Source organism: Streptomyces sp. NPDC023541 (assembly GCF_055559995.1).
Genome location: NZ_JBVHJO010000009.1, coordinates 149,602 through 171,152, shown reverse-complemented (window position 1 = coordinate 171,152; position 21,551 = coordinate 149,602). Strand labels below are relative to the sequence as shown.

Here is a 21,551-nt window from a genome sequence, read left to right as displayed (position 1 = left end):
GTCCCTCGACGCTCCTTGTGCTCGGGTTTCCCTGGTACTCCTTCCTTTTCAGGTTACACGAGTTAAATCACGGGAGCGGAAGGCTGCGCAGACGTGCGGACGCGCTCGTGCGGGACCCGCTCGGGCGGGAGCCGTGCGGACCCCGCCGGATCGCCGAGGGCGGTCACCACCGCGTCGAAGCGCATCGTGGCGCGCGCCCCCTTGTCGTACGGGCGCCACGGCGGCAGGTCCGGGTGGTTCGGGTCTCCGGTGCGGACGAAGGAGATCCAGGCGCGGTGCATCGCGTACGCGAGGCCGTCGCGGACGGCTGGGTCCAGTCCGGCGCCGAGGAGTTCCTCGGCGTCCCCTACGCCGCTCCTCCGGTCGGTCCGGGCCGGTGGCGGCCGCCCCGGCCTCCGGCCCGGTGGCACGGGGTGCGGGAGGCAACCCGGCCGGACCCGGCCTGCCTGCAGTTCTCGCCGTTCGGGCTCGCCGACCCGCAGGCCGTCAGCGAGGACTGCCTGTACCTGGACGTGTACCGGCCCCGGTCCGCCCGCCCCGGAGCACGCCTGCCGGTGATCCTCTGGATGCACGGGGGCGCGTACAGCCAGGGAACGGGCATTGAAGTTCGGCGGGCGCACCATGGCCGAACTCACCGGAGCGTGGTGGTGAGCATCAACTACCGCCTGGGTCAGCCGGGTTGTCCGACGCTGCCCGAGCTGAGCCGCGAGAACGGCCTGCGGTCCGGGTCCTTCGGTACTGGGCTGCGGTCGCGCGCTTCGGCACCCCGGTCGTGCCGGACCCGGCCGTGTGGCCGCCGACGGGCACAGGTACCGGTACCGTGCTCACCCTCCACCCGTCGGCGACGCGGACGACCACGTCGTCCGGGGCCGACCACCGGTGCGCCTTCTGGCGGACCCAGCCGCCCCGCCCGCTCTGAGCAGGACTCCCGTCCCCCTATAGGATCTTGGTCTCGGGAGGGGGGACCGGATGGACCGGCACATTCGCACCATGGAAGACGTACTGCGGCTCATGGACGGCCTGTTCGCACCGGAGGCCGACCGCTGGACCGCCGACGGCGCGTCGTGGTGGGACGGCTTCTACGCGGACCGCTCGAAGCCGGTGCCTTTCTTCGTGGCGAAGCCGGACGAGAACCTCGTCTCGTACCTCGACCGCGGCCTGATCGCCCCGGGGCGCGCCCTCGACCTGGGCTGCGGCCCCGGGCGCAATGCCCTCCACCTCGCCTCCCAGGGCTTCGAGGTGGACGCGGTCGACCTGTCGCCGGAAGCCGTCTCGTGGGCCGAGGAACGCGCCCGCGAGGCGGGGGCGGACGTCCGCTTCCACTGCGGGGACGCCTTCACGCTCGCCTCCAGCGCGCTCAGCGGCCCGTACGACCTGATCTACGACTCGGGCTGCTTCCACCACCTGCCGCCCCACCGCCGCGTCAGCTACCTCGCCCTCCTCGACCGGTCACTGGCCCCCGGCGGGCACCTCGCACTCACTTGCTTCGCGTCCGGTGCGATGGGCTCCGAGCTCCCGGACGAGGCGTTCTACCGCGAGGCCGGCCTCCAGGGCGGTCTCGCCTACACCCCGGAGTCCCTGCGCGGGATCTTCGCCGACCTGACCGAAGTCGAACTGCGGCGCATGAACGACGAGCCCGCCGGGTCCCCCCTCTTCGGCGAGCCCTTCCTCTGGACCGCCCTCCTCCGCCGCCCCTCCGACATGCCCTAGGCGGTGGCCGGACTGCGGCGACTACGACGACGGCGGCGGGTCAGGACGGAGGCGGTGGCGGCGAGGGCCACGGCGGCCGCGGAGACCGTCAGCAGCCAGACCGGGATGCCGTCCCCCACCGTGAGCAGCTCGTTGCGGTAGACGGCCCGGCGGTACGGGGTGTCCTTCGCCGTCGCACGCAGTTCGTGGTCGGCGTCGATGCGGCCGGGATCCGGGAACTCCTGGTCGATCGCCGTGAGGAACAGCGGCTTTCCGTCGGTGAGCGCGGCCAGCGGGCCGTCCTTCGGCTCGATGGTGCCCGCGAAGGTCACCTTGGGTGCGGAGCCGCCGATGGTGGTGGCGGGCTCCATGCGGTGGTCCGCCAGTACGTACAGGCCGAGTGACTGCGGCGTCTTGGCCATGCGGGAGAGCCGCATCGGGTAGACCAGCCGGTCGCTGTCGAAGCGGATCTTCAGCGGGTCCAGGTCGCCGCGGAGCACCTTGCCCTTTCCGGCGTCGCGCGGCGCGAGGCGTATCGCCACGTACTCCCATTGCTGGTCGACGTACGGCTTGACCTCGGTGGTGAGTCGGTCGGGCAGCTTGAAGCCGTTGCTCTCCAGCCAGTTCTTGAGGGCTTCGGGGTCGGTGGCGGTCAGCCGGGCCACGTCGAAGTCGCCGAGCTGCTCGCGGCCGACGACCCCGACGGGCGGTGCGGCGCCCGGCGCCGGGGCGCCCGCGCTGTCGCCGGTGACGCGGGAGAAGGGCCAGTCGCCGTTCCGCGGCCAGAAGTAGGTGCGGGTCTTGCGCTCGGGCCGGGTCAGCCGGCGCAGTTCGTCGAACATGTCGCCGTCGCCCAGCTCCACCGTGGCACGTCCCGGCACCGGCATGATCCAGGCGGCCCGCTGAGCGTTCCCGCCGACGGTGAAGCGCATGACGATCTGTTCCGTACGTCCGTCCCAGCGCACGACGGAGGTCTCCCGGTCGACGCCGATGGCGGTCTTGCCGTCGGGGATCATCGCCCCGCATCCGCAGGCGTAGGCGGGGCTGACGAGCGAGCCCACCTGGGTCGCGAGCAGGGCGAACAGCAGAAAAAGGATCCTTCGTTTCATCCACACGGGTCTCAGACGGCCGATCGTGTGATCCGGTTCCGCCCCCTGTCGCTGCGCGATCCGGCCTGGCTCATACTGTGGCGCATGAGGGGGAGTGAGAAGCAGCCGCATGCTCTGCGGCGCCAGAGCGCGCTACCGCGCAGCCCGATGGTTCCGGACTCAGTGGTGGCGGAGATCGCACGGCACGACTGGGAGGGCACGGAGTGCGGCTGCGGCCGTTCCGCGGGCCATCTCGTGGACGCCGTGCGCGACGCCGCGGAGGGTCATCCCGCCGCGTTCCACGCGCTGGAGGGCCATGTCTTCTTCGGGCAGCAGCTGAAGCCGCCGGCTCCGGCGGTGTGCGCCGTGCTGATGGCGGTGTGGTCGGCGCGGCCGCCCCGGCGGGCGACCCGCGAGGCGCTGCTGTGGACCCTGCTGGCCCTGCTGTGCACGGTGGACGACGGCGGCACCCACGAGGCCGGGCTGCACGGGCAGTGCGCCGCCTTCATCCGTACCGGTGTGGACGGTTTCCGCCTCGAACTGGCCGCCGTCCCCGGTTCCGGTACAGCGGCGTACGCGGAGGGCATCCTGCAGATCCTCGGCCTGCCGGCGTCCTGACGCCCCACCCGGCTACGAGGTCCCGCCGTCACGCCGTGGCGCGTACGGTCTCGGCGACCGCTCCGGGCAGCCAGTCGGCGACCCGGCCGAAGGTGAAGCCCAGGTTCCCGGCCCGGCCGTTGTCCATGGCGTAGGCGCGGTCGAAGGAGAAGGGTGAGGCGTCGGCACCCGCCTCGACGACCCGGTACCTGGGCCGCCGTCCGAGCCGTTCCGCGACGGTCGCACAGAGCTCGAGGACGTCCGGGGCGCCGTGCGAGGCGGCGTTGACGGGCCCGGTGAAGGTCTGCCGCGAGGCCCAGTCGAGGAACTCGGCCATCTCCAGGTGGTGGATGAAGGAGGTCCCGTACGGGGCTTCGTGGACGTCGACCGGCCTCGCGGCGCCGATCCGCTCGACGTAGTGGGCGAGGCGCCCGGTGAACTCCGCCCGGCCGCCCCCGAGGACGTGCGCGGTCCGCACGCAGACGTAGGGGAAGGCAGGCTCGCGCAGGAAGACGGCCTCGGCCCGCCGCTTCCCCTCCGCGTACGCGTAGGCGTCGGTGTGCGCGGGGCCGGGCGGCTGGCGGCCGGGAAGGGGCGGCGTGAGCGGCGGGCGGGTGGGGTCCAGGGCCTCCTCGGTCACGGGCGCGGTGTGCGGCGCGGAGCCGGCGGGGAGGGTGGCCGGGTCGTACACCTCCATTGTCGAGGTCATCACGTAACGCCCGGTCCGGGCGGCGAACACCCGGCGGGCGACGGCGGCCTGGAGCGGTGTGTAGCAGACCTGGTCGACGACCACGTCGAAGTCGCGTCCGCCCAGGGCCTCCCGCAGCCCGGCTTCGTCGTCGCGGTCGGCGAGGAGCCGGCCGACGCCGGCGGGGGGTGGGGCGCCGGCGCCCCGGTTGAGGACCGTGACCAGGTTCCCCGCATCGCGCAACCGCGTGACCAGGGACTTCCCGAAGTACCGGCTTCCACCGATGACAAGAATCCGCTTCATGCGTCCCACTCTGGCGTTGTATCGTCCCCAGCGGAACCGACCAGCTGCTGAACGGGTCGTAAGGAAAACTGATGATCGATGTGCAGCGGTTGCGCGTCCTGCGTGCGGTGGCCGAACACGGCAGCTTCAACAAGGCGGCCGGCGCCCTGCTGCTGACCCCGTCGGCCGTCTCCCAGCACATCGCGGCGCTGGAACGCACCCTCGGCCATCCGGTGGCGCTCCGCAGCACCCGCGGTGTCACGCTCACGGAGCCGGGCCGGCTGCTCGTCGAGGCGGCGGAGACGATCACCGCCGAGCTGGACCAGGTGCGCCGTGCGATCGACCGGCTGACGCAGGAGCGGCCGCGGCTCACCGTCGCCACGTTCACCAGTGGCGGCCGGCATCTGCTGCCGGGGGCGCTCTCCCGGTTCGTGGAAGCACATCCGGAGGTGGAGCTGACGGTGCTGGAGAGCGAACCGGAGGACGCCGTGCCGATGGTGCGCGGCGGCGCTGCGGATCTCGCTCTGGCCTACCACTTCGACGGGCCGCCGCCGGTGGGTCCCGGTGGGCGCCGGGACCTCGGCTGGCGGCCGCTGACGGAGGACCCGCTGTGGGTGGTGCTGCCGCGCGGCCACCACCTGGCCGGCCGGTCCTCGGTGGACCTGGGCGAGCTGTCCGCCGACCGGTGGGTGTTGGGCTGCCTCAAGACGGAGGCGTTCCTGCGCCGATACGCGGAACTCGCCGGTTTCGACCTGCGCGTGGGGGCCTCCACCACCGACTACTTCTTCGCCCAGACACTCGTCGCGGCGGGGGTCGGCGTGTCGCTCGTGCCCCAGGTCGCGCTGGCCGGCGCCGCGGAGTCGGTCGCGGTCCGTGTCGAACCCCCGCGTCCCGCCCGGCACATCGGCCTGGTCCTGCCGCGCCGGCGTCGCGCGAACCCCCGCACCGAGGCACTGGCCGAAGCCCTGGCGTCCGCCGCCGCCACAGCCACCACCACGCAGATCGGAGCCCGTTCCTGAACCCCCTCCTGTGCGGCCTCGCCGCCAATCCCGCCCTGCCGCCCGAGCTGGTCGACCGGCTGATCACGCTGGCCGTGGCGACACCCGAACCGTCCGACCGCTTCGACCCCTCCGGCCACTTCGTCGACGTGCTGCTCTGGCACCTGGCCGAGCGCACCGACCTCGACCCCGCCCAAGTGGCGGCCCTGGCCTCGCGCGACGAGGACACCGTCACGCGGCGCGCCCGCGACGGCCTTCTGAACGCCGCCGACGTGGACCCCGCCCTGTGGCCCCTCGCTGCCCTCGCGCTCCTCGACGAGGGCCGGGGCCTTCCGCAGTGGGCCCGCCGGTTCGCCGCGGACCCGGACCCGTCGCTGCGCTGGCGGCTCGCCTCCTGCCCCGGGCTGCCCCCGGAGGTCGAGGACGCCCTGGCGGCCGACCCCGACCCCGGTGTGGCCGCCGAACTCGCGCTGTGGACGACGTCCGCACCGGTGGCGGCCCGCCTCGCACGGCACCCGCACGCCGAGGTCCGACGGGCGGTGGCCTGCAACGAGACCGTACCTCCCGCCGCGCTGGCCGCCCTGCTCACCGGCGACGGTCTGGAGCCCGCCCGGTCCTGCCTGGTCTGCGACAGCCGGGAGACACCCTTCACCCACCACCCCTACTGCCCGGACACCGACTGCGACCTGCTGCCCGGCGCCGAATGCGACGGGACGCACGGCTCGACCCTCCAGGAGACGTGGCAACGCGCCCTGTCCAACCCCGCCACTCCCCCGGCAGCCGCGGCCGCCTTCGCGGAACATCCCTCGACGCTCCTGAGGTGGGCCGTCGCCGAACACCCCGGTCTGCCCGGACACGTCTACGCGCGCCTCGCCGAGGACCCCGTGCCCGGGGTACGGGCCTCGGTCGCGCGGAACCCGGGAACCGGCCCCAAGGTGAGCCGCCTCCTGGCCGCCGACCCCGACGTCGAGGTACGGCGGGCCGTGGCGCAGCATCCCCGGGTGCCGTTCGACCTGCTGGCGCAGCTGACCCCCACGACCCGCCTGGGCCCGCATCCGCTGCCGCGGATCTCCGCCGCCAGCGGGGAGGAGCTCAAGGAGGCGGCCGCATCGGCGCACGGGCGCGTGCGCAGGCTCGTGGGGCAGCGGCACGACCTGCCGCCGGAGTTGCGCGACGCGCTTTCAGCCGATCCGGACGCCTCCGTGGCCAAGGCCGTGGCCCCGCACCCGGGGCTGTCGCCGGGCCGGCTGCGAGCCATGGTGGCGTTGCACGGTGCACAGGTCCTCGCGGGGGTCGCGGCCAACCCGGACGCGCCCGCGGACCTACTGGCGGAGCTGGCCCGGCACGAGCCGCCGGTACGGCGGGCGCTGCGGGAGATCGCCTCGCACCCGAACGCGACCGCCGAGGCGCTGCTGCCCTGCCTGGCCGACGGGAAGTCGCGGGTGCGCGCCGCCGCCCACCCGGCGCTCCCCGCGGCGGTCGTCGTCGGACTGCTCGACGATCCGGATCGGGAGGTGGTGGAGGCGGCAGCCCGCAACGCCTCGCTGCCGCCCGCCGTGATGGCGCGACGGGTGCCGTGACCGCGCCGGCTCAGCCCCCCGAACCGGGTGTCACCAGGCCGGTCTCGTAGGCGAGGACCACGGCCTGGGCCCGGTCGCGCAGCGACAACTTCGCGAAGATCCGGGCCACATGGGTCTTCACCGTGGCTTCGCTGAGCGTCAGCTCCCGTGCCAGTTCGGAGTTGGACCGGCCGTGGCCCATCAGGGTCAGCACCTCGCGCTCGCGCGGCGTCAGGGCAGCCAGTTCGCGGTGGGTGCCGGCGGTCGTGACACGGTCCCGGGCGGCGGCACCCGGGGCGCAGCGCTCCACCAGGCGGCGGGTGATGGACGGGGCGAGCAGCGCGTCGCCGGTGGCGACCAGGCGGACGGCGGCGGCGAGGTGTTCGGGGCTGACGTCCTTGAGCAGGAAACCGCTGGCCCCCGCGGCGAGGGCCGCGTAGACGTACTGGTCGAGGTCGAAGGTGGTCAGCATGATCACCCTGCAGTCCGGGGCTTCGGCGAGGATGCGCCGGGCGGCCTCCAGGCCGTCCATGACGGGCATGCGGATGTCGAGCAGGACGGCGTCCGGGCGCAGCCGGCGTACCTGTGCGACGGCCTCCGCCCCGTCGGCGGCCACGCCCACCACGTCGATCCCGCGGGCCGTCAGGATCAGCCGGAAGCCGGTGCGGACCAGGTCCTGGTCGTCGGCGATCACGACGCGGGGCGTCGGCCCGTCGGCCGTGGCGTGGGCCCCGGGCGTGGTCACGGCCGGTCCAGGGGGAGGCGGGCGCGCACCCGGTAGCCGCCACCGAGGCGGCGGCGGGCATCGAGGTCCCCGCCGTAGACGGCGACCCGTTCGCGCAGGCCGAGCAGGCCCCGGCCGGTCCCCTCGGCCTTCGGCCCGGGCCGGCCCGCGGGTTCGGGCGGGGTTCCGGCCGCACCTCCCGAGAGCACGCTCGTCCCGCCGCTCAACACCTCCACGCGCAGCGCGTGTTCCGCGTACCGCACCGACACCTGCGTCTTGCCTCCCTCTCCGTGTTTGAGCGCGTTCGTGAGCGCCTCCTGGATGATCCGGTACGCCGTGACGTCGATCCCGGCCGGAAGCGGGCGCGGGTCGCCGGACATGCGCACCTCCACCGGCAGGCCCGCGAAGGCGAACCGGTCGACGAGCGCGCTGAGCCGGGTCAGGCTCGGTTGCGGCGACATCCGGGTGGCCGCGGCCACCTGCGCCTCGTACGGGGCGTCCGTGCCGTCCTGCGCGGGCGCGAGCAGCCCAAGCAGGTGCCGCAGTTCGGTCATGGTGTTCCGCCCGGCCTGCTCCACGGCGCCCATGGCCGCCGCGGCCTCGTCCGGCAGGGTGGCGAGCACCTCGCGGGCGGCCCCGGCCTGGACCACCATCAGGCTGACGTTGTGGCTGACGATGTCGTGGAGTTCGGCCGCGATCCTGGCCCGCTCGGCGTCGACCGCGCTGCGGGCCGCGCTCTCGCGTTCCCGCTCCAGCAGCCAGCCGCGCTCTTCCAGCGCCGTCCGGTGGCCGCGCCGGGCGCGGATCAGCGCCACGCCCAGTGCGCCGGCCACGGCCGCGGACAGGAAGGCCGCGACCACGGCGGTGATCGACCCCAACCTCAACTCCCCACCCGTGTAAGCCCCGATGACATCGTGATCGATGCCATTGTGCCGGACGGCCTCGTACATCCCCGGGATGACCTGCTCCGGCCTTTACATCCGGGGGCTGACGTCCCGCCCCGGCTCCCGACTTAGGTTCGGGTCATGACAACCGATCACGACAGTGCACGCCAGGTCGTCGTACGACTGGACGACGTGCACAAGGAGTACGGCGACGCGAAGGCCCTGGACGGCGTCTCCCTGGAGATCCGTGCGGGTGAGGCGGTGGCCGTGATGGGTCCTTCCGGGTGCGGCAAGTCCACCCTGCTCAACATGGTGGCAGGGCTGGACCGGCCGACGTCGGGCACCGTGGAGGTGCAGGGGCAGGACCTGGGGAAGCTCAACGAGACGGGACTGGCGCTGTTCCGGCGCCGACACGTCGGCATGGTCTTCCAGTTCTTCAACCTCATCGACGATCTGCCCGCGCTGGACAACGTGGCGCTGGCGGCCCAGTTGACGGGAACCCCGGCCCGGTCGGCCCGCCTCCGGGCCCTGGAACTCCTCGACGAACTCGGCGTCGCCGACCGCAGGAACAACTATCCGGCGACGCTGAGCGGCGGGGAGCGCCAACGGGTTGGCGTCGCAAGGGCTCTGATGAACCGTCCGGCGCTGCTGCTCGCGGACGAGCCGACCGGCGCCCTCGACAGCCGGTCGGGAGAGCAGGTGATGGACCTGCTCATCGACCTCAACCAGATCGGCCAGACGCTGCTGATCGTCACGCACGACCCGGAGCTGGCCACCCGCTGCGCCAGTCGCCTGGTCGAGGTCGCCGACGGCCTGATCGCCCGGCAGAGCGTGCTGGAGGCGACCGCGTGAGCGCCGTGTGGCGAGCCTCTCGCGCGGCGGTGAAACGCCGCAGGCTCCAGACCTTCGTCATCGGACTCGTCGTGCTCTGCTCCACCACGACCGTCCTGCTCGCGCTGGGGCTGCTCGACGTCGCCACCAGCCCTTTCGACAAGGCGTACGCCGCCCAGCGCGGCCCGCACACCGTGGCGTCCTTCGACACGGCGAAGGTCACCCCGGAGCAGCTGGCGCAGACCGCCCGGCGGCCCGGCGTGACCGCTGCCGCGGGGCCGTTCGGGCAGGGCGCCCTGGACGTGCCCAAGGGCTGGCTCTGGATGCCCGGCGGCTCTCTGAGAGTGGTGGGACGGGCCGACCCGGGAGGCCCGGTCGACCGGGTGGAGGTCCTGGAGGGCCGGTGGCCGACCGCGCCCGGGGAGATCGTCGTCGCGTGGCCCTCCGCGGGCACGCCCGGCACGGAGCTGCTCGGAACCACGCTGGAGGTTCCCGGATCTGCGCCCCTGACGGTCGTCGGATTCGCTGCGGGCATGGGCAAGTCGGCGGACGCCTGGGTCTCGCCCGAGCAGATGACCGCGCTGCGTCCGGCCACCGCCCAGATGCTGTACCGCTTCAGCGACTCCTCGACGGACGCGCGGCTGGGCGCCGCACTGGCCCGGGCCACCGCCGGACTGCCCGAGGGGGCGCTGACCAGTGCGCACACCCACCTCGACCTGAGGAAGGCGTACTCGTCGCTGGCCGACGCCTACCTCCCCTTCATGACGCTCTTCGGCGTCCTCGGCCTGCTGGTGTCCGCCCTGATCGTCGGGAACGTCGTCAGCGGGGCGGTCGTCTCCGGGTACCGGCACATCGGGGTGCTCAAGGCCCTGGGCTTCACCCCGAACCAGGTGGTCGCCGTCTACCTGGCGATGATGGCCGTGCCGGCCCTCGTCGGCTCCGCGGCCGGAACCCTGCTCGGCAACGCTCTGGCCGAACCCATTCTGAGGATCGCGTTCTCCGGCATCGAGACGGGCCGGGCCGCCGTCGGCGGGGTCTCCTCGTGGGTGTCGGTCACCTGTCTGCTGGGGATGCCCGCCCTCGTCCTGCTCACCGCGCTGGTCCCCGCGCTGCGGGCGCACCGGCTGCCGGCGGCCCGGGCGATCAGCGCGGGCAGCGCCCCCCAGACCGGCCGCGGGCTGCGCGTCCAGCGCGTCCTGGGCGCCAGCCGGCTGCCGCGCGCGGTCAGCATGGGCCTGGCGCAGCCGTTCGCCCGGCCCGGCCGCACGCTGCTGACCCTGGCAGCCATCGTCCTCGGCGTCACCACGGTGACCCTGGCGACCGGACTGACCAGCACGATGCTCGCGTACAGCGAGGCAGGACGCGGCGGCGGCGCCCTGGTCAGGGTGGAAGCCGGGGGGCCGGCCAACGGCCGGGCCGCTCCCCTGCTGGGTGACGCCCAGATCGAGGAGCGGCTGCGGTCCCTGCCCGGCGCGGCGGGGGTACGGGCCCGCGCACTGGCCCAGGTGACCCTCGTCGGGCAGAGCCGGCTCGCCTTCGCCGACTTCTACCGCGGGGACGACGCCTCGTCCTCCGGCCGGATCGCCGAGGGCCGGATGCCCGAGGCGGCCGGCGAACTCATCGCCGGGCCGGCCTTCCTGACGCAGAACGGGCTGCGGCTCGGCGACCGGATCACCCTGGCGCTGGGCGGCAGGCAAACCGCCGCGACGGTCGTGGGCGAGCTCATCGACGGCAACGCCCGCGCCCTTGAGGCCTCCTGGGAGACCCTCCTGCCGCTGGCACCGGACGCTCGGGCGGTCGAGTACGAGGTGCGGCTCGCTCCCGGAGCCGACGCCCGGGCGTACGGCGCGGCGGCCGAGGCCGCAGACCCGGGCCTGCGCGCCTCGGTCACGGATTCGGCAAACACCGCCACCACCACCGTCGTCGCCTTCTCCACGGTGTTCACGGTCCTGTTGAGCGCCGTCGCGTCCCTCGGCGTCTTCAACACCGTCCTCCTGGGCACCCGGGAGCGCCGCAGGGACCTCGGCATGCTCAAGTCCATCGGGATGACACCACGGCAGGTGGTGACCATGACCGTGACCTCGGTGGCGGGTGTGGGCGCGGTCGGGGGGCTGCTGGGCATCCCGCTCGGGATCCTCGCGCACCGGCTGGTCGTGGACAACGTCGGGGTGGTCTCCTTCCCGGAGTCGATGAAAAACGTATGGGAGGCGCCGCAGTTGTCCGGCCTGCTGCTCGCCGGGGTCGCGATCGCCGTCCTCGGTGCGCTGGTCCCGGCCCGGTCGGCGGCCCGGATGACTATCGCCGTGGCCCTTCACACCGAATAGGCGCCGCAATTGCGGATGTGGCCGGTGACCGGGGCTTCGTAGGCTGCCCCCCATTACGTGATCACACGAGGATCTCGGCCTCGGGTCACCCGGACATCCCAGGAAGGAGCCGCGGATGCCGCGCAATCCCCACAAGGCCCGGCGCATCGTCGTGGACGGGGACGCCTACACGCGGTCGGTGCGCCACTCCCACAGCAGACCGGGCGGCCCCGACCGCGACTGCTGCGAGACGCTCACCGTCCACCTGACTGGGGCTCGGGGGCACTTGCGCATCGTCTTCCGGGAGGGCCCCGGCAGGCTGGTCCCGACCGGCTACCCGATGGTCTCCGGGGAGGTGTCCTTCACCACGAGCGAGTCCCTGTACCTGCACGAACCCGGCACCGTCCGGGCCCTGATGGAGGAGGCCCGGGCCCTCGGGTGGCGTCCCGACGGCCCGTCGGGCATGGAGATCGACGGCTGGACCCTCTTCGAGGCCGTACTGCGCAGGCGCACGGCCGACTCCTCTCGCCCTCCCGCCCCGCATCCGTCACCTCCCCGGGCCGGGGGTCGTTAGGGCCTGGGGGTTGACTCGGGGGGCGAAGGGATGGCGGTATGCGGCAGTTTCCTCTGGAGATGCACCACGTGGCACCCGGCAGGGTGGTCGAGTGGCGGCTCAGGTCCACCGCGGCGGAAGTCGACGGGCCGGGCGATCCGGCGAGCCGGAAAGCGTCCTTCAACCAGGACAAGCACTTCACCGTCGCCGAGGAGAGCCGGGCCGCCGACGACCCCGTCGCGTCCTGGGTCGCGGTCACCTTCGAGGTGACCGGTCCGACGGACGAACGGGCCCTGGCCCAGGCCCTGCTCTCCTTCGTCCAGCGGCACGAGGTCCTGCGCTGCGCGTTCCGGCGGCTGGCCGGTGAGGTGGCCTGCGAGCCCTTCGCCCCCGCCACGCTCACCCTCGACCCCGAGCACGTGGGCACCTTCGAGGAGGCGGGCGCGCTGAGCGACTTCCTCGTCGAACGGTTCAAGCGGAGCATCGACACCCTGTCCTGGCCGCTGTTCATCATGGGAGCGGTGGTCCGCGAGGACTCGGCGACCGTCTACCTGGCCTTCGACCACATCGTCTGCGACGGCATGTCGATGCCCATCGTCGCCCGCGAGGTCCTGACCGCCTACGAGGGCCTGTGCCGCGGCGAGGCCGTCGAACTGCCGCCCGCGCCCAGCTATCTCGACTTCGCCGAGGAGCAGCGCCGCCGCTACCTGGCCATCGACGCCCGCGACGGCCGTCTGGACTACTGGAAGGCCTTCATGGGGCCCGCCGGCGAGTTCTTCCCGCGCTTCCCCCTCGATCTCGGCGTGGAGACGGGCCGTATGTACCCCATCGTCAACGAGGCGTCGATGCTGCTGGACGCCGGTGAGGCCGAGGTCTTCGAGAAGACCTGCCTGGCGGTCGGCGGCAAGGCGTTCATGGGCGTGCTCGGCTCGGTGGCCGTGTGTCTGCGCGACGCCGGCGGGCCGGGCGTCTACCGGGGCTTCATGCCGGTCAGCGAACGCGGCCGGAGCACCTGGACGAATTCGGTGGGCTGGTTCGTCAACACCCTGCCGATCGAGTTCGACGCCTCGCCCGGTCGGGACTTCACCCAGGTGATGGCCTCCGTCCGGGCCGGGTTCACCGAGATGATGAGCCATCTCGACGTGCCGTTCGTCCGGGCGTGGGAGTTGCTGGCGCCCGAGGAGTTCGCCGCCCGCTCGTGGCCGTACCCGGTGAACTTCTTCTCGTACATCGACATGCGCAAGTGCCCGGGCGCCGAGCGCCACGACGAGTGGCGGCCCACCACCCACGTGTGGTCGGCGCGGGCCAACGGTGCCTGTTCGTGGTTCCAACGCGACACGGACGGCCTGCACATGAACTCCATCTACGTAGACACCCCCGCGGCCCGCCGGACGATGAGCGACTTCCAGGAGGCGCTCCGGCTGACGGTCCAGGAGGTTGCCCGTTCCGGCGGTTTCCGCAGGCCCGTCGCCCTGACGCCGCAACGCCGGCCGGTACGGGGGACGCCGCTGGACGTGGCCGCGTTCGCGCGGCGCGCCTGAGCCGGAGCTCCGGAGCGCGGCTCAGAGGCGGGCCGCGCGCCGCAGGAGCAGGGTGCGTTCCCGCTCGTTGCGGGTGAGCGAGGCCGCGCGCTCGAACTCGGCCCGGGCCTCGCGCGGCCGGCCGAGGCGCTCCAGCAGGTCGCCCCGTACGCTCGGCAGCAAGTGGTAGGCGTTCAGGGCCGGTTCCTGTGCCAGGGCGTCGACGAGCGGCAGGGCGGCCGCCGGTCCCTCGGCCATGGAGACCGCCACCGCCCGGTTGAGCTCCACCACCGGTGAGGGGGTCAGCTGGACCAGCCGCCCGTAGAGGGTGGCGATCGCGGCCCAGTCCGTGTCCTCGTAGCGGACGGCGGCCGCGTGGCAGCCGGCGATGGCGGCCTGGAGGGCGTACGGGCCGCTGCCGGCCCGGCTCATCGCCCGGGCGCCCCTGGCGATGAGCATGCGGTTCCACCTGGCCCGGTTCTGGTCGGCGAGCAGCACCGGTTCGCCGTCGGGCCCGGTTCGGGTGGCGATGCGGGACGCCTGGAACTCCAGCAGCGCGGCGAGGCCGTGCACCTCGCCCTCCTCGGGCATGAGGGCCGCCAGCACGCGGGCCAGGCGCAGGGCGTCCTCGCAGAGGGCGGGCCGGACCAGGTCGTCCCCGGAGGTGGCCGAGTAGCCCTCGTTGAAGACCAGGTAGATGACCTCAAGGACCGAGGAGAGCCGTGCCTCGCGGTCGGCCCCGGAGGGGACTTCGAAGGGCACCGCGGCCTTGGCCAGGGTCCGCTTCGCGCGCACGATGCGCTGGGCGACCGTGCTCTCGGAGGCGAGGAAGGCGCGGGCGATCTCCTGGGTCGTCAGTCCGCCGATCAGGCGCAGGGTGAGCGCGATGCGGGCTTCGGTCGCGAGGACGGGGTGGCAGGCGGTGAAGACCAGGCGCAGCAGGTCGTCGTCGATGTCGTCGGGTTCGGCCGGTTCCGGGGGCGGCGGTTCGTCCTCCAGGGTCCGGCCGACCTCGGCGAGCTTGCGCGCGTACGTCTCCTTGCGGCGGACGAGGTCGATCGCGCGGTGCTTGGCCGTCGCCATGAGCCAGGCGCCCGGACGGTCCGGGACACCCGACTCGGGCCATTGCTCGAGGGCGGCGACGAGGGCGTCCTGTGCGATCTCCTCGGCGATGCCGACGTCCCGCACGATGCGGGTGACGCCGGCGATGATCCGCGCCGACTCGATCCTGAACACCGCTTTGACCGCCCGGGCCGTATCCACTGCCGTCACGGCCACCCATCAGAGCAGCCGTGACGAGGCAGGGCAAACGCGGCACGAGCGGGCGGGACCACCCTCCCGGATCACATCTCCTGGATCTCCCTGACCTCGGCGCTGACGTTCCATTCCGCCGGGTGGATCTCCAGGAACCGCCTGGTCCACTCGATGGCCTCCGCCTTGTCCTTGCACTGGCTGAGGGAGTAGCCGCCGACGACCTCCTTGGTCTCGGTGAAGGGGCCGTCCGTGTAGCTGATCTTCCCGCCGGACCAGCTGAGACGGGTCGCTTCGGAGGTGGGGAGCAGTCCCGCGGTGTCGAGCATGACGCCGGCCTTGGTGATCTCCTCCAGCAGGGCGCCCATGCGCTGCTCGAACTCCGGCGGGAACTCGTTGGGGGGAAGGTCCTGCTCGTTGATGCGGATCATCGTCAGGAAGCGCGGCATGGTGACTCCTCGGTCGCGGGGGCGGGGTCCTTCCCCGCCTCTCACCCTTGCGTCGAACGGGAGGCGCCCGGATCGACAGCTCTCCGGAAATACTTCGAGGAATTTTTCGCGGTGGCCACCGGGGGACTCCGGCAGGCGGTGCGGCGGACGCCGGGGCGGGCGGTGCGCGGGGCTGCGGCGGGGCCGGTCAGCGGCTGTCGCCGGTCCAGTCCCAGTGCCCCGGGTCCCCCGCCCTGCGGCGGTAGTGGGCCCGGCCCCCCGCGCCGTAGCGTCCTATCTCCGTGGGGAGGCGGGCCTCCTCGTCGAGCCGGCGCGCGCTCCACCCCGTGATGTCCAGGAGCAGCCCGTCGAGCGGGCCGCCGACGAGTTCGCCGTAGACGTGGCCGGAGCGCGGGCCGGGGTCGGGGTCGTCGTGGTCGGCGCCGTAGACCCGGCGCCGGAGCATCCTGTCGTCCATGCTGATCAGCTTCACAGGCGGCACTGACAACGGCCCGGCGGCCGCCCGCCCGGACGGCGGCGATGATGGGTGCCGCGCTCCCGGCGGAGGGGCGCACGAGCGAGGAGCGTCACGCATGGCACATGGGGTGCACCGGCCACAGGAGGACCAGGAGTTCGACTTCGTCCTGTCGATGACGACGGGACCCGTCCTCGCCTACTTCTGCGGCACCTGGCCCAAGGCGGTGGAGGCCTGCCGTGCGATGGACGCGGTCGTCGGCGAGCTGGCACGGGAGTACGGGACGCGGTTCACCGCCGTCCGCACCGACATGACCCGCTGCCCCGGGGCGACGAGGCGCTACGGCGTGACCGGTGCGCCGACCGCCGTGCTCATCGAGGAGGGCGAGGCGGTCGCCAGCCAGGCGGGCCCGATGAGCCGCGAGGAGTTCCGGGCGTTCCTCGACTCCCACCTCTGACTCCGGGGAGCGTGCCAACCGGGCGGCTCGGAGCAGGGTCGCGGGTCTGCCCCCGCGCGGAGCGACGGGCCGGCCACGGGACTTCCTGTACAGTTGTCCAGGAAGTTGCTTCCCCTGTCCCCTACGCCCGAAGTGGAGACGGCCATGCAGACGGTCGCTCAGATCCTGATCGGCCTCGTGGCCGCGCTGCACGCGTACTTCCTGGTCCTGGAGATGTTCCTGTGGCAGCGGCCACCGGGCCGGGCGCTGTCGGGGTTCGACGCGGACACCGCCCGGCTGACCGCGCCGCTCGCCGCCAACCAGGGCCTCTACAACGGCTTCCTCGCCGCCGGCCTGGTCTGGGGGCTGGTCATCGGCTCGCTCGCCACGCAGGTCTTCTTCCTCGTGTGCGTGGTCGTGGCCGGCGTGTTCGGGGCCGCGACCGCCAACCGCCGGATCCTGATCGCCCAGGCCGTACCGGGGGGCCTCGCGCTCGGTGCCGCGCTGCTGGCCGCATGAGCCCGGAGGATCCGCGCACGGCCCGGACGAAGGCGCGGCTGTGCGAGAGCCTGTTGGCCGAGTGCGTCGACCGGCCGCTCGCCGAGGTCAGCGTCTCGGCGGTGGTCCGCCGGGCGGGCGTCGGCCGCGCCACGTTCTACTTGCATTACGAGGACCTCACGGCGCTCGCCGTCGACGCGTGCGCGGACGTCGTGCACGCGGCGGTCGACGCCCTGCACGCCTGGCAGACCGGCCCCTCACCCCTCCCCCCGGCCCGCCCTCCGGCGGCACTGGCCGAGTTCCTGGCGGGGGCGGCGGAGCGGGCGCCGCTCTACCGGACCCTGCTGCTCCCCGGCGGCGGCGGCCCTCTCGGCGACCGCCTGCACCGGGAGCTGCGCGCCCGCGCGCGCGCCGAACGCGCGGCGGTGGGCGCCCCTCAGCCCGAGCTCGCCGCCTCGGCGGTCGCCGCGGCCTTCACCGGGGTGCTCGCGGACTGGCTGCACGGCGAGATTCCGTCGGATCCGGCAGCGCTGGCCGACGCCCTGTGGCGGCTGCTCCTTGCCCTGCACCGGGCCGTCGGGCCGAGACAGTCCGGCAGGTGACAGGCCGCGGACGCGACCGGCCCCGCACGCGACCGGCCCCGCACGCGACAGACGCGGGACGCGGAGAACCCCGCCGGTGGACCGGCGGGGTTCCGTTTAGCGGCACGGCTCGTGGTGGCGGCTACCCGATGGGGACCACGTTGTCGGCCTGGGGACCCTTGGGGCCCTGGGTGACGGTGTAGTCGACCCGCGCGTTCTCCTCCAGCGACTTGAAGCCCGTGGCCTGGATCGCGGAGAAGTGCACGAACACATCAGGACCGCCGTCGTCCTGCTGGATGAAGCCGAACCCCTTCTCCGAGTTGAACCACTTCACGACACCTGTTGCCATCTTGCTGATCCTTCACAACGGTCCACTGCGGGCCGCACACGCGGCCGTCTCGATCCTGCCCAAAGCTCCCCCACAGCACACGCCGGACGCGGCCAACCGGGGGCGCGTCGCACATTCGAACTTGCGGCCGCCCTGTCCGCGATACGGGGGCCCGCCCCGCTCCTACGGGGTCAGAGCCCCCTCTTCCGCGACCGGCAGCGCCGGAGAGCGGGATCCGGCGGCGCCCGGAACGGCCCGGCGGGGTCCGGCGACGCGGCAGCCCAGACAGTCGGCGTGCCCGGTGCGGGCCGCGGGGTCCCGGACGCGCCAGTGCCATTCGGCTTCCGGGCGGGGGCCGCTCGGCTTGCCCCACCCGGCGAGGTGCAGCAGCCAGGTGACGAGCCCGGCCAGGACCACGACACCTAGGCCGATCAGGATCCCGGAAGCCCACCCCGCGCACAGAGCGGCTCCCGCTCCGGCGAAGCCCAGTAGGGCCAAAGTGGTGCCGGTCCAGCCGGCCACCGTGTGGCCGAGGTCGACGTGACCGTGCGCGCTCATGGTTCTCCCTGGTCGGAGGGGCAGCAGTAGGCTCGGAAAAGGAGATGCTTATTTCGCAAGGTAAGTATCTCACTCGCTAAGTAACTTAGATGCTAAGGAGTATTCGCGTGCAGGGCAAGCCCCGCCCCGCGGCCACGGCCGCGGAGGCGCTTTCGCGCATGGACCAGTTCGTCGCCCTCGGCATCGTCGGCCAGCAGGAGGTGGCGCAGCGGCTGGGCCTCAACGTCACCGACCTGACCTGCCTCGGGCACGTCCTGGGCGCCGGGGAGACCCCCCTGGCCGCCGGCGACCTGGCCGAACTGGTGGACCTGACCACCGGCGCCGTCACGGGCGTGCTCAACCGCCTCGAAAAGGCCGGATACGCGCGGCGCATGCCCGACCCCGCCGACCGGCGCCGGGTGCGGGTGGTGGCGGAGCCTGCCGCGGCCGCCCGGGTCTTCGCCGTCTACCAGCCGTTCTACGACCGGCTGGGGGCGCTGTTCGCCGACTACACCCCCGATGAGATCGCCGTGATCGCCGACTGGTTCGAGCGTGCGGCGACCGAGGTCCGCGCCCACTGCGCCCAGGTGCGCTCCGGCGAACTGGACGCCCCGGCGGGTCCGCCCCCCGCTGGTACCATGGGCGGTTGACCATCTCCTTTCCTTCTTCTCTCCGTACTTCGAAAGGTCCTGCATGAGGAACCCGTCAGCTCATGGGCGCTTCGGTGTGAAGGGCGGTGCCAAGGCCGGTTCCAAGACCGCCGCCAAGGCCCCCCGGAGCCTCGGGCCGCAGGGTGAGTTCGCGATGCCCGAGCCGAAGTCGCCGGCGCTGGCGCCGGTGGAGTCGTTCTCCGAGCTCGACCTGCCCGTGGAGCTGGCGGAGACCATGGCCTCCCTGTCGGTGACGCAGCCGTTCCCGATCCAGGCCGCGACGCTCCCCAATGCCCTCGCCGGGCGTGACGTCCTCGGGCGCGGCCGGACAGGCTCCGGCAAGACCCTCGCCTTCGGCCTGGCGCTGCTCGCGCGGACGGCGGGCCGGCAGGCCGATCCGAAGCGCCCGCTGGCGCTGGTCCTCGTACCCACGCGCGAGCTGGCGCAGCAGGTGACCGAGGCGCTGGAGCCGTACGCGGCGGCCCTGCGGCTGCGGATGGCCACGGTGGTCGGCGGGCTGTCCATCGGCCGGCAGGTGAGCGCCCTGCGGGCCGGGGCCGAGGTCGTCGTGGCCACCCCGGGGCGGCTCAGCGACCTGGTCGGACGGCGCGACGTGCACCTGGAGCGGGTGCGGATCACCGTGCTCGACGAGGCAGACCAGATGTGCGACATGGGCTTCATGCCGCAGGTCACGGAGATCCTGGACCAGGTGCACCACGCGGGCCAGCGGATGCTGTTCTCGGCGACCCTGGACCGCAACGTCGACCAGCTGGTCCGCAGGTACCTGAAGGACCCGGTCTCCTCGTCCGTCGACCCGCAGGCGGGTGCGGTGACGACGATGGACCACCACGTGCTGCACATCCACGCGGCCGACAAGGTCTCGGCGGCGACCGAGATCGCGGCCCGTGACAACCGGGTGCTGATGTTCCTCGACACCAAGCACGGGGTCGACCAGTTCGTGAAGCACCTGCGCGCGATGGGCGTACGGGCCGAGGGGCTGCACAGCGGCAAGTCGCAGCCGCAGCGCACCCGGACCCTGGCCCAGTTCAAGGCCGGGGCCGTCACCGTGCTGGTCGCGACGAACGTCGCGGCGCGCGGCATCCACATCGACGACCTCGACCTCGTCGTCAACGTCGATCCGCCGGCCGACCACAAGGACTACCTGCACCGCGGCGGCCGCACCGCCCGGGCCGGCGAGTCCGGCCGGGTCGTCACCCTCGTCACCCCGAACCAGCGCCGGGACATGGTCCGCCTGCTGTCCGACGCACGGATCCGGCCCACGATCACGCAGGTGCGCTCCGGCGAGGCGGCGCTCAGCCGGATCACGGGCGCGAAGGCCCCCTCCGGGGTGCCGCTGGCCGGCTCCGCGCCGACCGACGCCACGGGCAGGCCGTCGGGTACGGAGCTCGGTTTCCGCGGCATCGGCACCCGGCCGGGGCGGCCCGGGAAGGGCAAGGAGTCCCGCAAGACGCTGGAGGCCCGTCAGCAGGCCGAGGCCCGCCGCGCGGCGAGGGTCCGCCGCGGCATCTGAGCCCCCGGCGGGCCCGCCGCGCCGCTACAGGCCTGCGGTCGGCCCCGGCCGGCGGGTCAGCCGCGTTCGAAGGCGTGGGAGTGGCCGATGACGTGGAAGCCGCGGCGCTCGTACCAGTGGCGCGGCCAGTCCGTCGCGTCGGCGGTCAGGAAGCGGGTCTCGCAGCCCGCCTCCGCGGCCAGGTGCAGGGCGGTGTCCACGACAGCGCCCGCGTGGCCGCGGCGGCAGTGGGCTTCCGAGGTCATCAGGTCCTCGATCTGGGCCGTACCGGCGGCGGGGTCGAGGTAGAGGTCGGCCCAGGAGGCGACCTCGCCGCCCTCCGTGCGGGAGCCGATGAAGCGGACGTCGTCGGCGCCGCGCAGGCGCGCCTCGCGCCGGTCGACGAGCTGGCGCACGACCTCGCCGTCGACGTCCGGGAGGATGCCGCGCCAGCGGGTGGTCAGCGGGCCGCGCAGGGCGTCGAGGCCCACCTCCTGTGCGGCCGCCCTGGCCGGCACCTGGCCGGTGTGGAGCATCACCAGATAGGTGGAGTGGGTGTAGCCGGCGTGGACCAGCGGTCCGGCGCACGCCCGCGCGGTCTCGTCGTCGAGCACGGAGACCAGGCGGTGCGGCAGGTGGCCGAGGGCCTCCTCAGCGATGGCGGGGAGCGCCTCGGGGTCGACGTCCGCGTCGATGACGACCTGGTTGTTCGCGCGGGACTGCGCGAAGGCGTCGTCGTAGGCGGCGAACCCTCCGGGCAGCCCGACGGTACGGGCCGCCTGGCGGCGGGCGAAGGCCGCCATGAAGCGGTTGATGCGGGAGAGGTGCGCGCTGGTCATCCGGGCAGCCTAACGGCTGTCCCGTAATTCCCGGAGGATCAGCGCACGGCGCCAGATGCGGTGCACCGCAAGGCGAGGGGGCGCTCCTTCGGCTGGATCCGGTGGATGTCCGCCCGGGCTCCACGGTCAGCTCCAGCAGGTCCTCGCCGTCGTTGCCGACCACCAGCCGCGCCGTTCTCCCCGCGAACACTCCAGAACCCCCACTCGACCTTGCGCCGTCATGCGCGCCACTGCTCGAGATGCAGGCGCACACAACACGATCCTCACACGTTTGAGACCCGAGTTGCCGAACGACCTTGTCA

At 73.2% G+C, this 21,551-nt stretch carries 23 protein-coding genes and 1 pseudogene; 14 read left to right on the top strand and 10 right to left on the bottom strand.

The features are described from left to right. Positions 1–17: 17 nt before the first annotated feature. Both ACZ3X1_RS23400 and ACZ3X1_RS23395 read left to right on the top strand, forming a co-directional pair. Positions 18–614 (top strand): annotated as a pseudogene (locus ACZ3X1_RS23400) (carboxylesterase family protein); the annotation flags it as partial. A gap of 355 nt (positions 615–969) precedes the next feature. Continuing rightward, positions 970–1,710 (top strand): class I SAM-dependent methyltransferase, encoded by a 741-nt coding sequence (locus ACZ3X1_RS23395; protein WP_356814401.1) that lies wholly within the window; start codon positions 970–972, stop codon positions 1,708–1,710. Here ACZ3X1_RS23395 and ACZ3X1_RS23390 read toward each other — a convergent pair. Beyond that, entirely contained in the window at positions 1,707–2,798 is a 1,092-nt protein-coding gene (locus ACZ3X1_RS23390; protein WP_467280831.1) for a DUF2330 domain-containing protein, read from the bottom strand. The genes ACZ3X1_RS23395 and ACZ3X1_RS23390 overlap by 4 nt on opposite strands. An 84-nt stretch (positions 2,799–2,882) precedes the next feature. Here ACZ3X1_RS23390 and ACZ3X1_RS23385 point away from each other — a divergent pair, with 84 nt between their 5' ends. After that, entirely contained in the window at positions 2,883–3,395 is a 513-nt protein-coding gene (locus ACZ3X1_RS23385) for a hypothetical protein (protein WP_390078707.1), read from the top strand. A gap of 28 nt (positions 3,396–3,423) precedes the next feature. Here the strand turns inward: ACZ3X1_RS23385 and ACZ3X1_RS23380 are convergent, their stop codons facing one another. After that, positions 3,424–4,365, bottom strand: a complete 942-nt coding sequence (locus ACZ3X1_RS23380; RefSeq protein WP_467280830.1) for an NAD-dependent epimerase/dehydratase family protein — start codon at positions 4,363–4,365, stop codon at positions 3,424–3,426. Positions 4,366–4,436: 71 nt separating this feature from the next. Between ACZ3X1_RS23380 and ACZ3X1_RS23375 the strand changes: the two genes are divergently transcribed. Continuing rightward, a complete protein-coding gene (locus tag ACZ3X1_RS23375) occupies positions 4,437–5,363 on the top strand; it encodes a LysR family transcriptional regulator (protein WP_467280829.1) in 927 nt (308 codons plus the stop codon). A 74-nt stretch (positions 5,364–5,437) separates the two neighbouring features. Beyond that, positions 5,438–6,922 (top strand): hypothetical protein, encoded by a 1,485-nt coding sequence (locus ACZ3X1_RS23370; RefSeq protein ID WP_467280828.1) that lies wholly within the window; start codon positions 5,438–5,440, stop codon positions 6,920–6,922. A gap of 10 nt (positions 6,923–6,932) precedes the next feature. On the opposite strand, the gene ACZ3X1_RS23365 is transcribed toward ACZ3X1_RS23370, so the two are convergent. Both ACZ3X1_RS23365 and ACZ3X1_RS23360 read right to left on the bottom strand, forming a co-directional pair. Continuing rightward, complete coding sequence (locus tag ACZ3X1_RS23365) at positions 6,933–7,646, bottom strand: response regulator transcription factor (RefSeq protein WP_356814395.1); 714 nt, start codon at positions 7,644–7,646, stop codon at positions 6,933–6,935. Next, entirely contained in the window at positions 7,643–8,503 is an 861-nt protein-coding gene (locus tag ACZ3X1_RS23360) for a sensor histidine kinase (RefSeq protein WP_356814394.1), read from the bottom strand. Before ACZ3X1_RS23360 ends, ACZ3X1_RS23365 begins: the two co-directional genes overlap by 4 nt. A gap of 147 nt (positions 8,504–8,650) precedes the next feature. On the opposite strand from ACZ3X1_RS23360, the gene ACZ3X1_RS23355 reads away from it, so the two are divergent. The 4 genes from ACZ3X1_RS23355 to ACZ3X1_RS23340 all read left to right on the top strand — a co-directional run bounded on the left by ACZ3X1_RS23355 (position 8,651) and on the right by ACZ3X1_RS23340 (position 13,737). Then, a complete protein-coding gene (locus tag ACZ3X1_RS23355; RefSeq protein ID WP_467280827.1) occupies positions 8,651–9,361 on the top strand; it encodes an ABC transporter ATP-binding protein in 711 nt (236 codons plus the stop codon). A gap of 29 nt (positions 9,362–9,390) precedes the next feature. Beyond that, on the top strand, positions 9,391–11,664 hold the full coding sequence (locus ACZ3X1_RS23350) for an ABC transporter permease (RefSeq protein ID WP_467280826.1): 2,274 nt from the start codon (positions 9,391–9,393) through the stop codon (positions 11,662–11,664). A gap of 115 nt (positions 11,665–11,779) precedes the next feature. After that, on the top strand, positions 11,780–12,217 hold the full coding sequence (locus ACZ3X1_RS23345; protein WP_356814391.1) for a hypothetical protein: 438 nt from the start codon (positions 11,780–11,782) through the stop codon (positions 12,215–12,217). A gap of 38 nt (positions 12,218–12,255) precedes the next feature. Next, the gene (locus ACZ3X1_RS23340; RefSeq protein ID WP_467280825.1) at positions 12,256–13,737 is read left to right on the top strand and encodes a condensation domain-containing protein; all 1,482 of its coding nucleotides are present in this window, start codon (positions 12,256–12,258) and stop codon (positions 13,735–13,737) included. A gap of 21 nt (positions 13,738–13,758) precedes the next feature. Here the strand turns inward: ACZ3X1_RS23340 and ACZ3X1_RS23335 are convergent, their stop codons facing one another. The 3 genes from ACZ3X1_RS23335 to ACZ3X1_RS23325 all read right to left on the bottom strand — a co-directional run bounded on the left by ACZ3X1_RS23335 (position 13,759) and on the right by ACZ3X1_RS23325 (position 15,873). Then, a complete protein-coding gene (locus ACZ3X1_RS23335; RefSeq protein ID WP_467280943.1) occupies positions 13,759–14,979 on the bottom strand; it encodes an RNA polymerase sigma factor in 1,221 nt (406 codons plus the stop codon). An 80-nt stretch (positions 14,980–15,059) separates the two neighbouring features. After that, positions 15,060–15,416, bottom strand: a complete 357-nt coding sequence (locus ACZ3X1_RS23330; protein WP_030654218.1) for a YciI family protein — start codon at positions 15,414–15,416, stop codon at positions 15,060–15,062. A gap of 187 nt (positions 15,417–15,603) precedes the next feature. Further along, on the bottom strand, positions 15,604–15,873 hold the full coding sequence (locus ACZ3X1_RS23325) for a hypothetical protein (RefSeq protein ID WP_356814389.1): 270 nt from the start codon (positions 15,871–15,873) through the stop codon (positions 15,604–15,606). A 115-nt stretch (positions 15,874–15,988) separates the two neighbouring features. On the opposite strand from ACZ3X1_RS23325, the gene ACZ3X1_RS23320 reads away from it, so the two are divergent. The 3 genes from ACZ3X1_RS23320 (at position 15,989) to ACZ3X1_RS23310 (ending at position 17,406) form a co-directional block, all read left to right on the top strand. After that, positions 15,989–16,327 carry a thioredoxin family protein gene (locus tag ACZ3X1_RS23320; protein ID WP_391693335.1) on the top strand — a complete coding sequence of 113 codons (339 nt, stop codon included), beginning with the start codon at positions 15,989–15,991 and terminating at the stop codon, positions 16,325–16,327. 144 nt (positions 16,328–16,471) lie between these two features. Next, positions 16,472–16,825: a DUF1304 domain-containing protein gene (locus ACZ3X1_RS23315; protein ID WP_356814387.1), complete on the top strand. Its 354-nt coding sequence runs from the start codon at positions 16,472–16,474 to the stop codon at positions 16,823–16,825. Continuing rightward, the gene (locus tag ACZ3X1_RS23310; protein WP_467280824.1) at positions 16,822–17,406 is read left to right on the top strand and encodes a TetR/AcrR family transcriptional regulator; all 585 of its coding nucleotides are present in this window, start codon (positions 16,822–16,824) and stop codon (positions 17,404–17,406) included. The genes ACZ3X1_RS23315 and ACZ3X1_RS23310 overlap by 4 nt, the downstream gene beginning before the upstream one ends. Positions 17,407–17,527: 121 nt before the next feature. Here ACZ3X1_RS23310 and ACZ3X1_RS23305 read toward each other — a convergent pair whose 3' ends face one another. After that, positions 17,528–17,734, bottom strand: a complete 207-nt coding sequence (locus tag ACZ3X1_RS23305; RefSeq protein ID WP_356814385.1) for a cold-shock protein — start codon at positions 17,732–17,734, stop codon at positions 17,528–17,530. 162 nt (positions 17,735–17,896) lie between these two features. Continuing rightward, positions 17,897–18,271 (bottom strand): HGxxPAAW family protein, encoded by a 375-nt coding sequence (locus ACZ3X1_RS23300; RefSeq protein ID WP_467280823.1) that lies wholly within the window; start codon positions 18,269–18,271, stop codon positions 17,897–17,899. A 107-nt stretch (positions 18,272–18,378) separates the two neighbouring features. Between ACZ3X1_RS23300 and ACZ3X1_RS23295 the strand changes: the two genes are divergently transcribed. Together ACZ3X1_RS23295 and ACZ3X1_RS23290 are read left to right on the top strand one after the other, a co-directional pair. Next, positions 18,379–18,900: a MarR family transcriptional regulator gene (locus ACZ3X1_RS23295; RefSeq protein WP_356814383.1), complete on the top strand. Its 522-nt coding sequence runs from the start codon at positions 18,379–18,381 to the stop codon at positions 18,898–18,900. A 43-nt stretch (positions 18,901–18,943) separates the two neighbouring features. Beyond that, positions 18,944–20,431, top strand: a complete 1,488-nt coding sequence (locus tag ACZ3X1_RS23290) for a DEAD/DEAH box helicase (protein ID WP_390078723.1) — start codon at positions 18,944–18,946, stop codon at positions 20,429–20,431. Positions 20,432–20,487: 56 nt separating this feature from the next. Here the strand turns inward: ACZ3X1_RS23290 and ACZ3X1_RS23285 are convergent, their stop codons facing one another. Continuing rightward, on the bottom strand, positions 20,488–21,249 hold the full coding sequence (locus ACZ3X1_RS23285) for a GNAT family N-acetyltransferase (RefSeq protein ID WP_356814382.1): 762 nt from the start codon (positions 21,247–21,249) through the stop codon (positions 20,488–20,490). Positions 21,250–21,551: the final 302 nt, after the last annotated feature.

Excerpts from the sequence above, each read along its gene's own strand:
- ACZ3X1_RS23395 (WP_356814401.1), top strand. The coding sequence starts at position 970 with ATGGACCGGCACATTCGCACCATGGAAGACGTACTGCGGCTCATGGAC.
- ACZ3X1_RS23390 (WP_467280831.1), bottom strand. The coding sequence starts at position 2,798 with ATGAAACGAAGGATCCTTTTTCTGCTGTTCGCCCTGCTCGCGACCCAG.
- ACZ3X1_RS23385 (WP_390078707.1), top strand. The coding sequence starts at position 2,883 with ATGAGGGGGAGTGAGAAGCAGCCGCATGCTCTGCGGCGCCAGAGCGCG.
- ACZ3X1_RS23380 (WP_467280830.1), bottom strand. The coding sequence starts at position 4,365 with ATGAAGCGGATTCTTGTCATCGGTGGAAGCCGGTACTTCGGGAAGTCC.
- ACZ3X1_RS23375 (WP_467280829.1), top strand. The coding sequence starts at position 4,437 with ATGATCGATGTGCAGCGGTTGCGCGTCCTGCGTGCGGTGGCCGAACAC.
- ACZ3X1_RS23355 (WP_467280827.1), top strand. The coding sequence starts at position 8,651 with ATGACAACCGATCACGACAGTGCACGCCAGGTCGTCGTACGACTGGAC.
- ACZ3X1_RS23345 (WP_356814391.1), top strand. The coding sequence starts at position 11,780 with ATGCCGCGCAATCCCCACAAGGCCCGGCGCATCGTCGTGGACGGGGAC.
- ACZ3X1_RS23340 (WP_467280825.1), top strand. The coding sequence starts at position 12,256 with ATGCGGCAGTTTCCTCTGGAGATGCACCACGTGGCACCCGGCAGGGTG.
- ACZ3X1_RS23330 (WP_030654218.1), bottom strand. The coding sequence starts at position 15,416 with ATGCCGCGCTTCCTGACGATGATCCGCATCAACGAGCAGGACCTTCCC.
- ACZ3X1_RS23325 (WP_356814389.1), bottom strand. The coding sequence starts at position 15,873 with ATGGACGACAGGATGCTCCGGCGCCGGGTCTACGGCGCCGACCACGAC.
- ACZ3X1_RS23320 (WP_391693335.1), top strand. The coding sequence starts at position 15,989 with ATGGCACATGGGGTGCACCGGCCACAGGAGGACCAGGAGTTCGACTTC.
- ACZ3X1_RS23315 (WP_356814387.1), top strand. The coding sequence starts at position 16,472 with ATGCAGACGGTCGCTCAGATCCTGATCGGCCTCGTGGCCGCGCTGCAC.
- ACZ3X1_RS23310 (WP_467280824.1), top strand. The coding sequence starts at position 16,822 with ATGAGCCCGGAGGATCCGCGCACGGCCCGGACGAAGGCGCGGCTGTGC.
- ACZ3X1_RS23305 (WP_356814385.1), bottom strand. The coding sequence starts at position 17,734 with ATGGCAACAGGTGTCGTGAAGTGGTTCAACTCGGAGAAGGGGTTCGGC.
- ACZ3X1_RS23300 (WP_467280823.1), bottom strand. The coding sequence starts at position 18,271 with ATGAGCGCGCACGGTCACGTCGACCTCGGCCACACGGTGGCCGGCTGG.
- ACZ3X1_RS23290 (WP_390078723.1), top strand. The coding sequence starts at position 18,944 with ATGAGGAACCCGTCAGCTCATGGGCGCTTCGGTGTGAAGGGCGGTGCC.
- ACZ3X1_RS23285 (WP_356814382.1), bottom strand. The coding sequence starts at position 21,249 with ATGACCAGCGCGCACCTCTCCCGCATCAACCGCTTCATGGCGGCCTTC.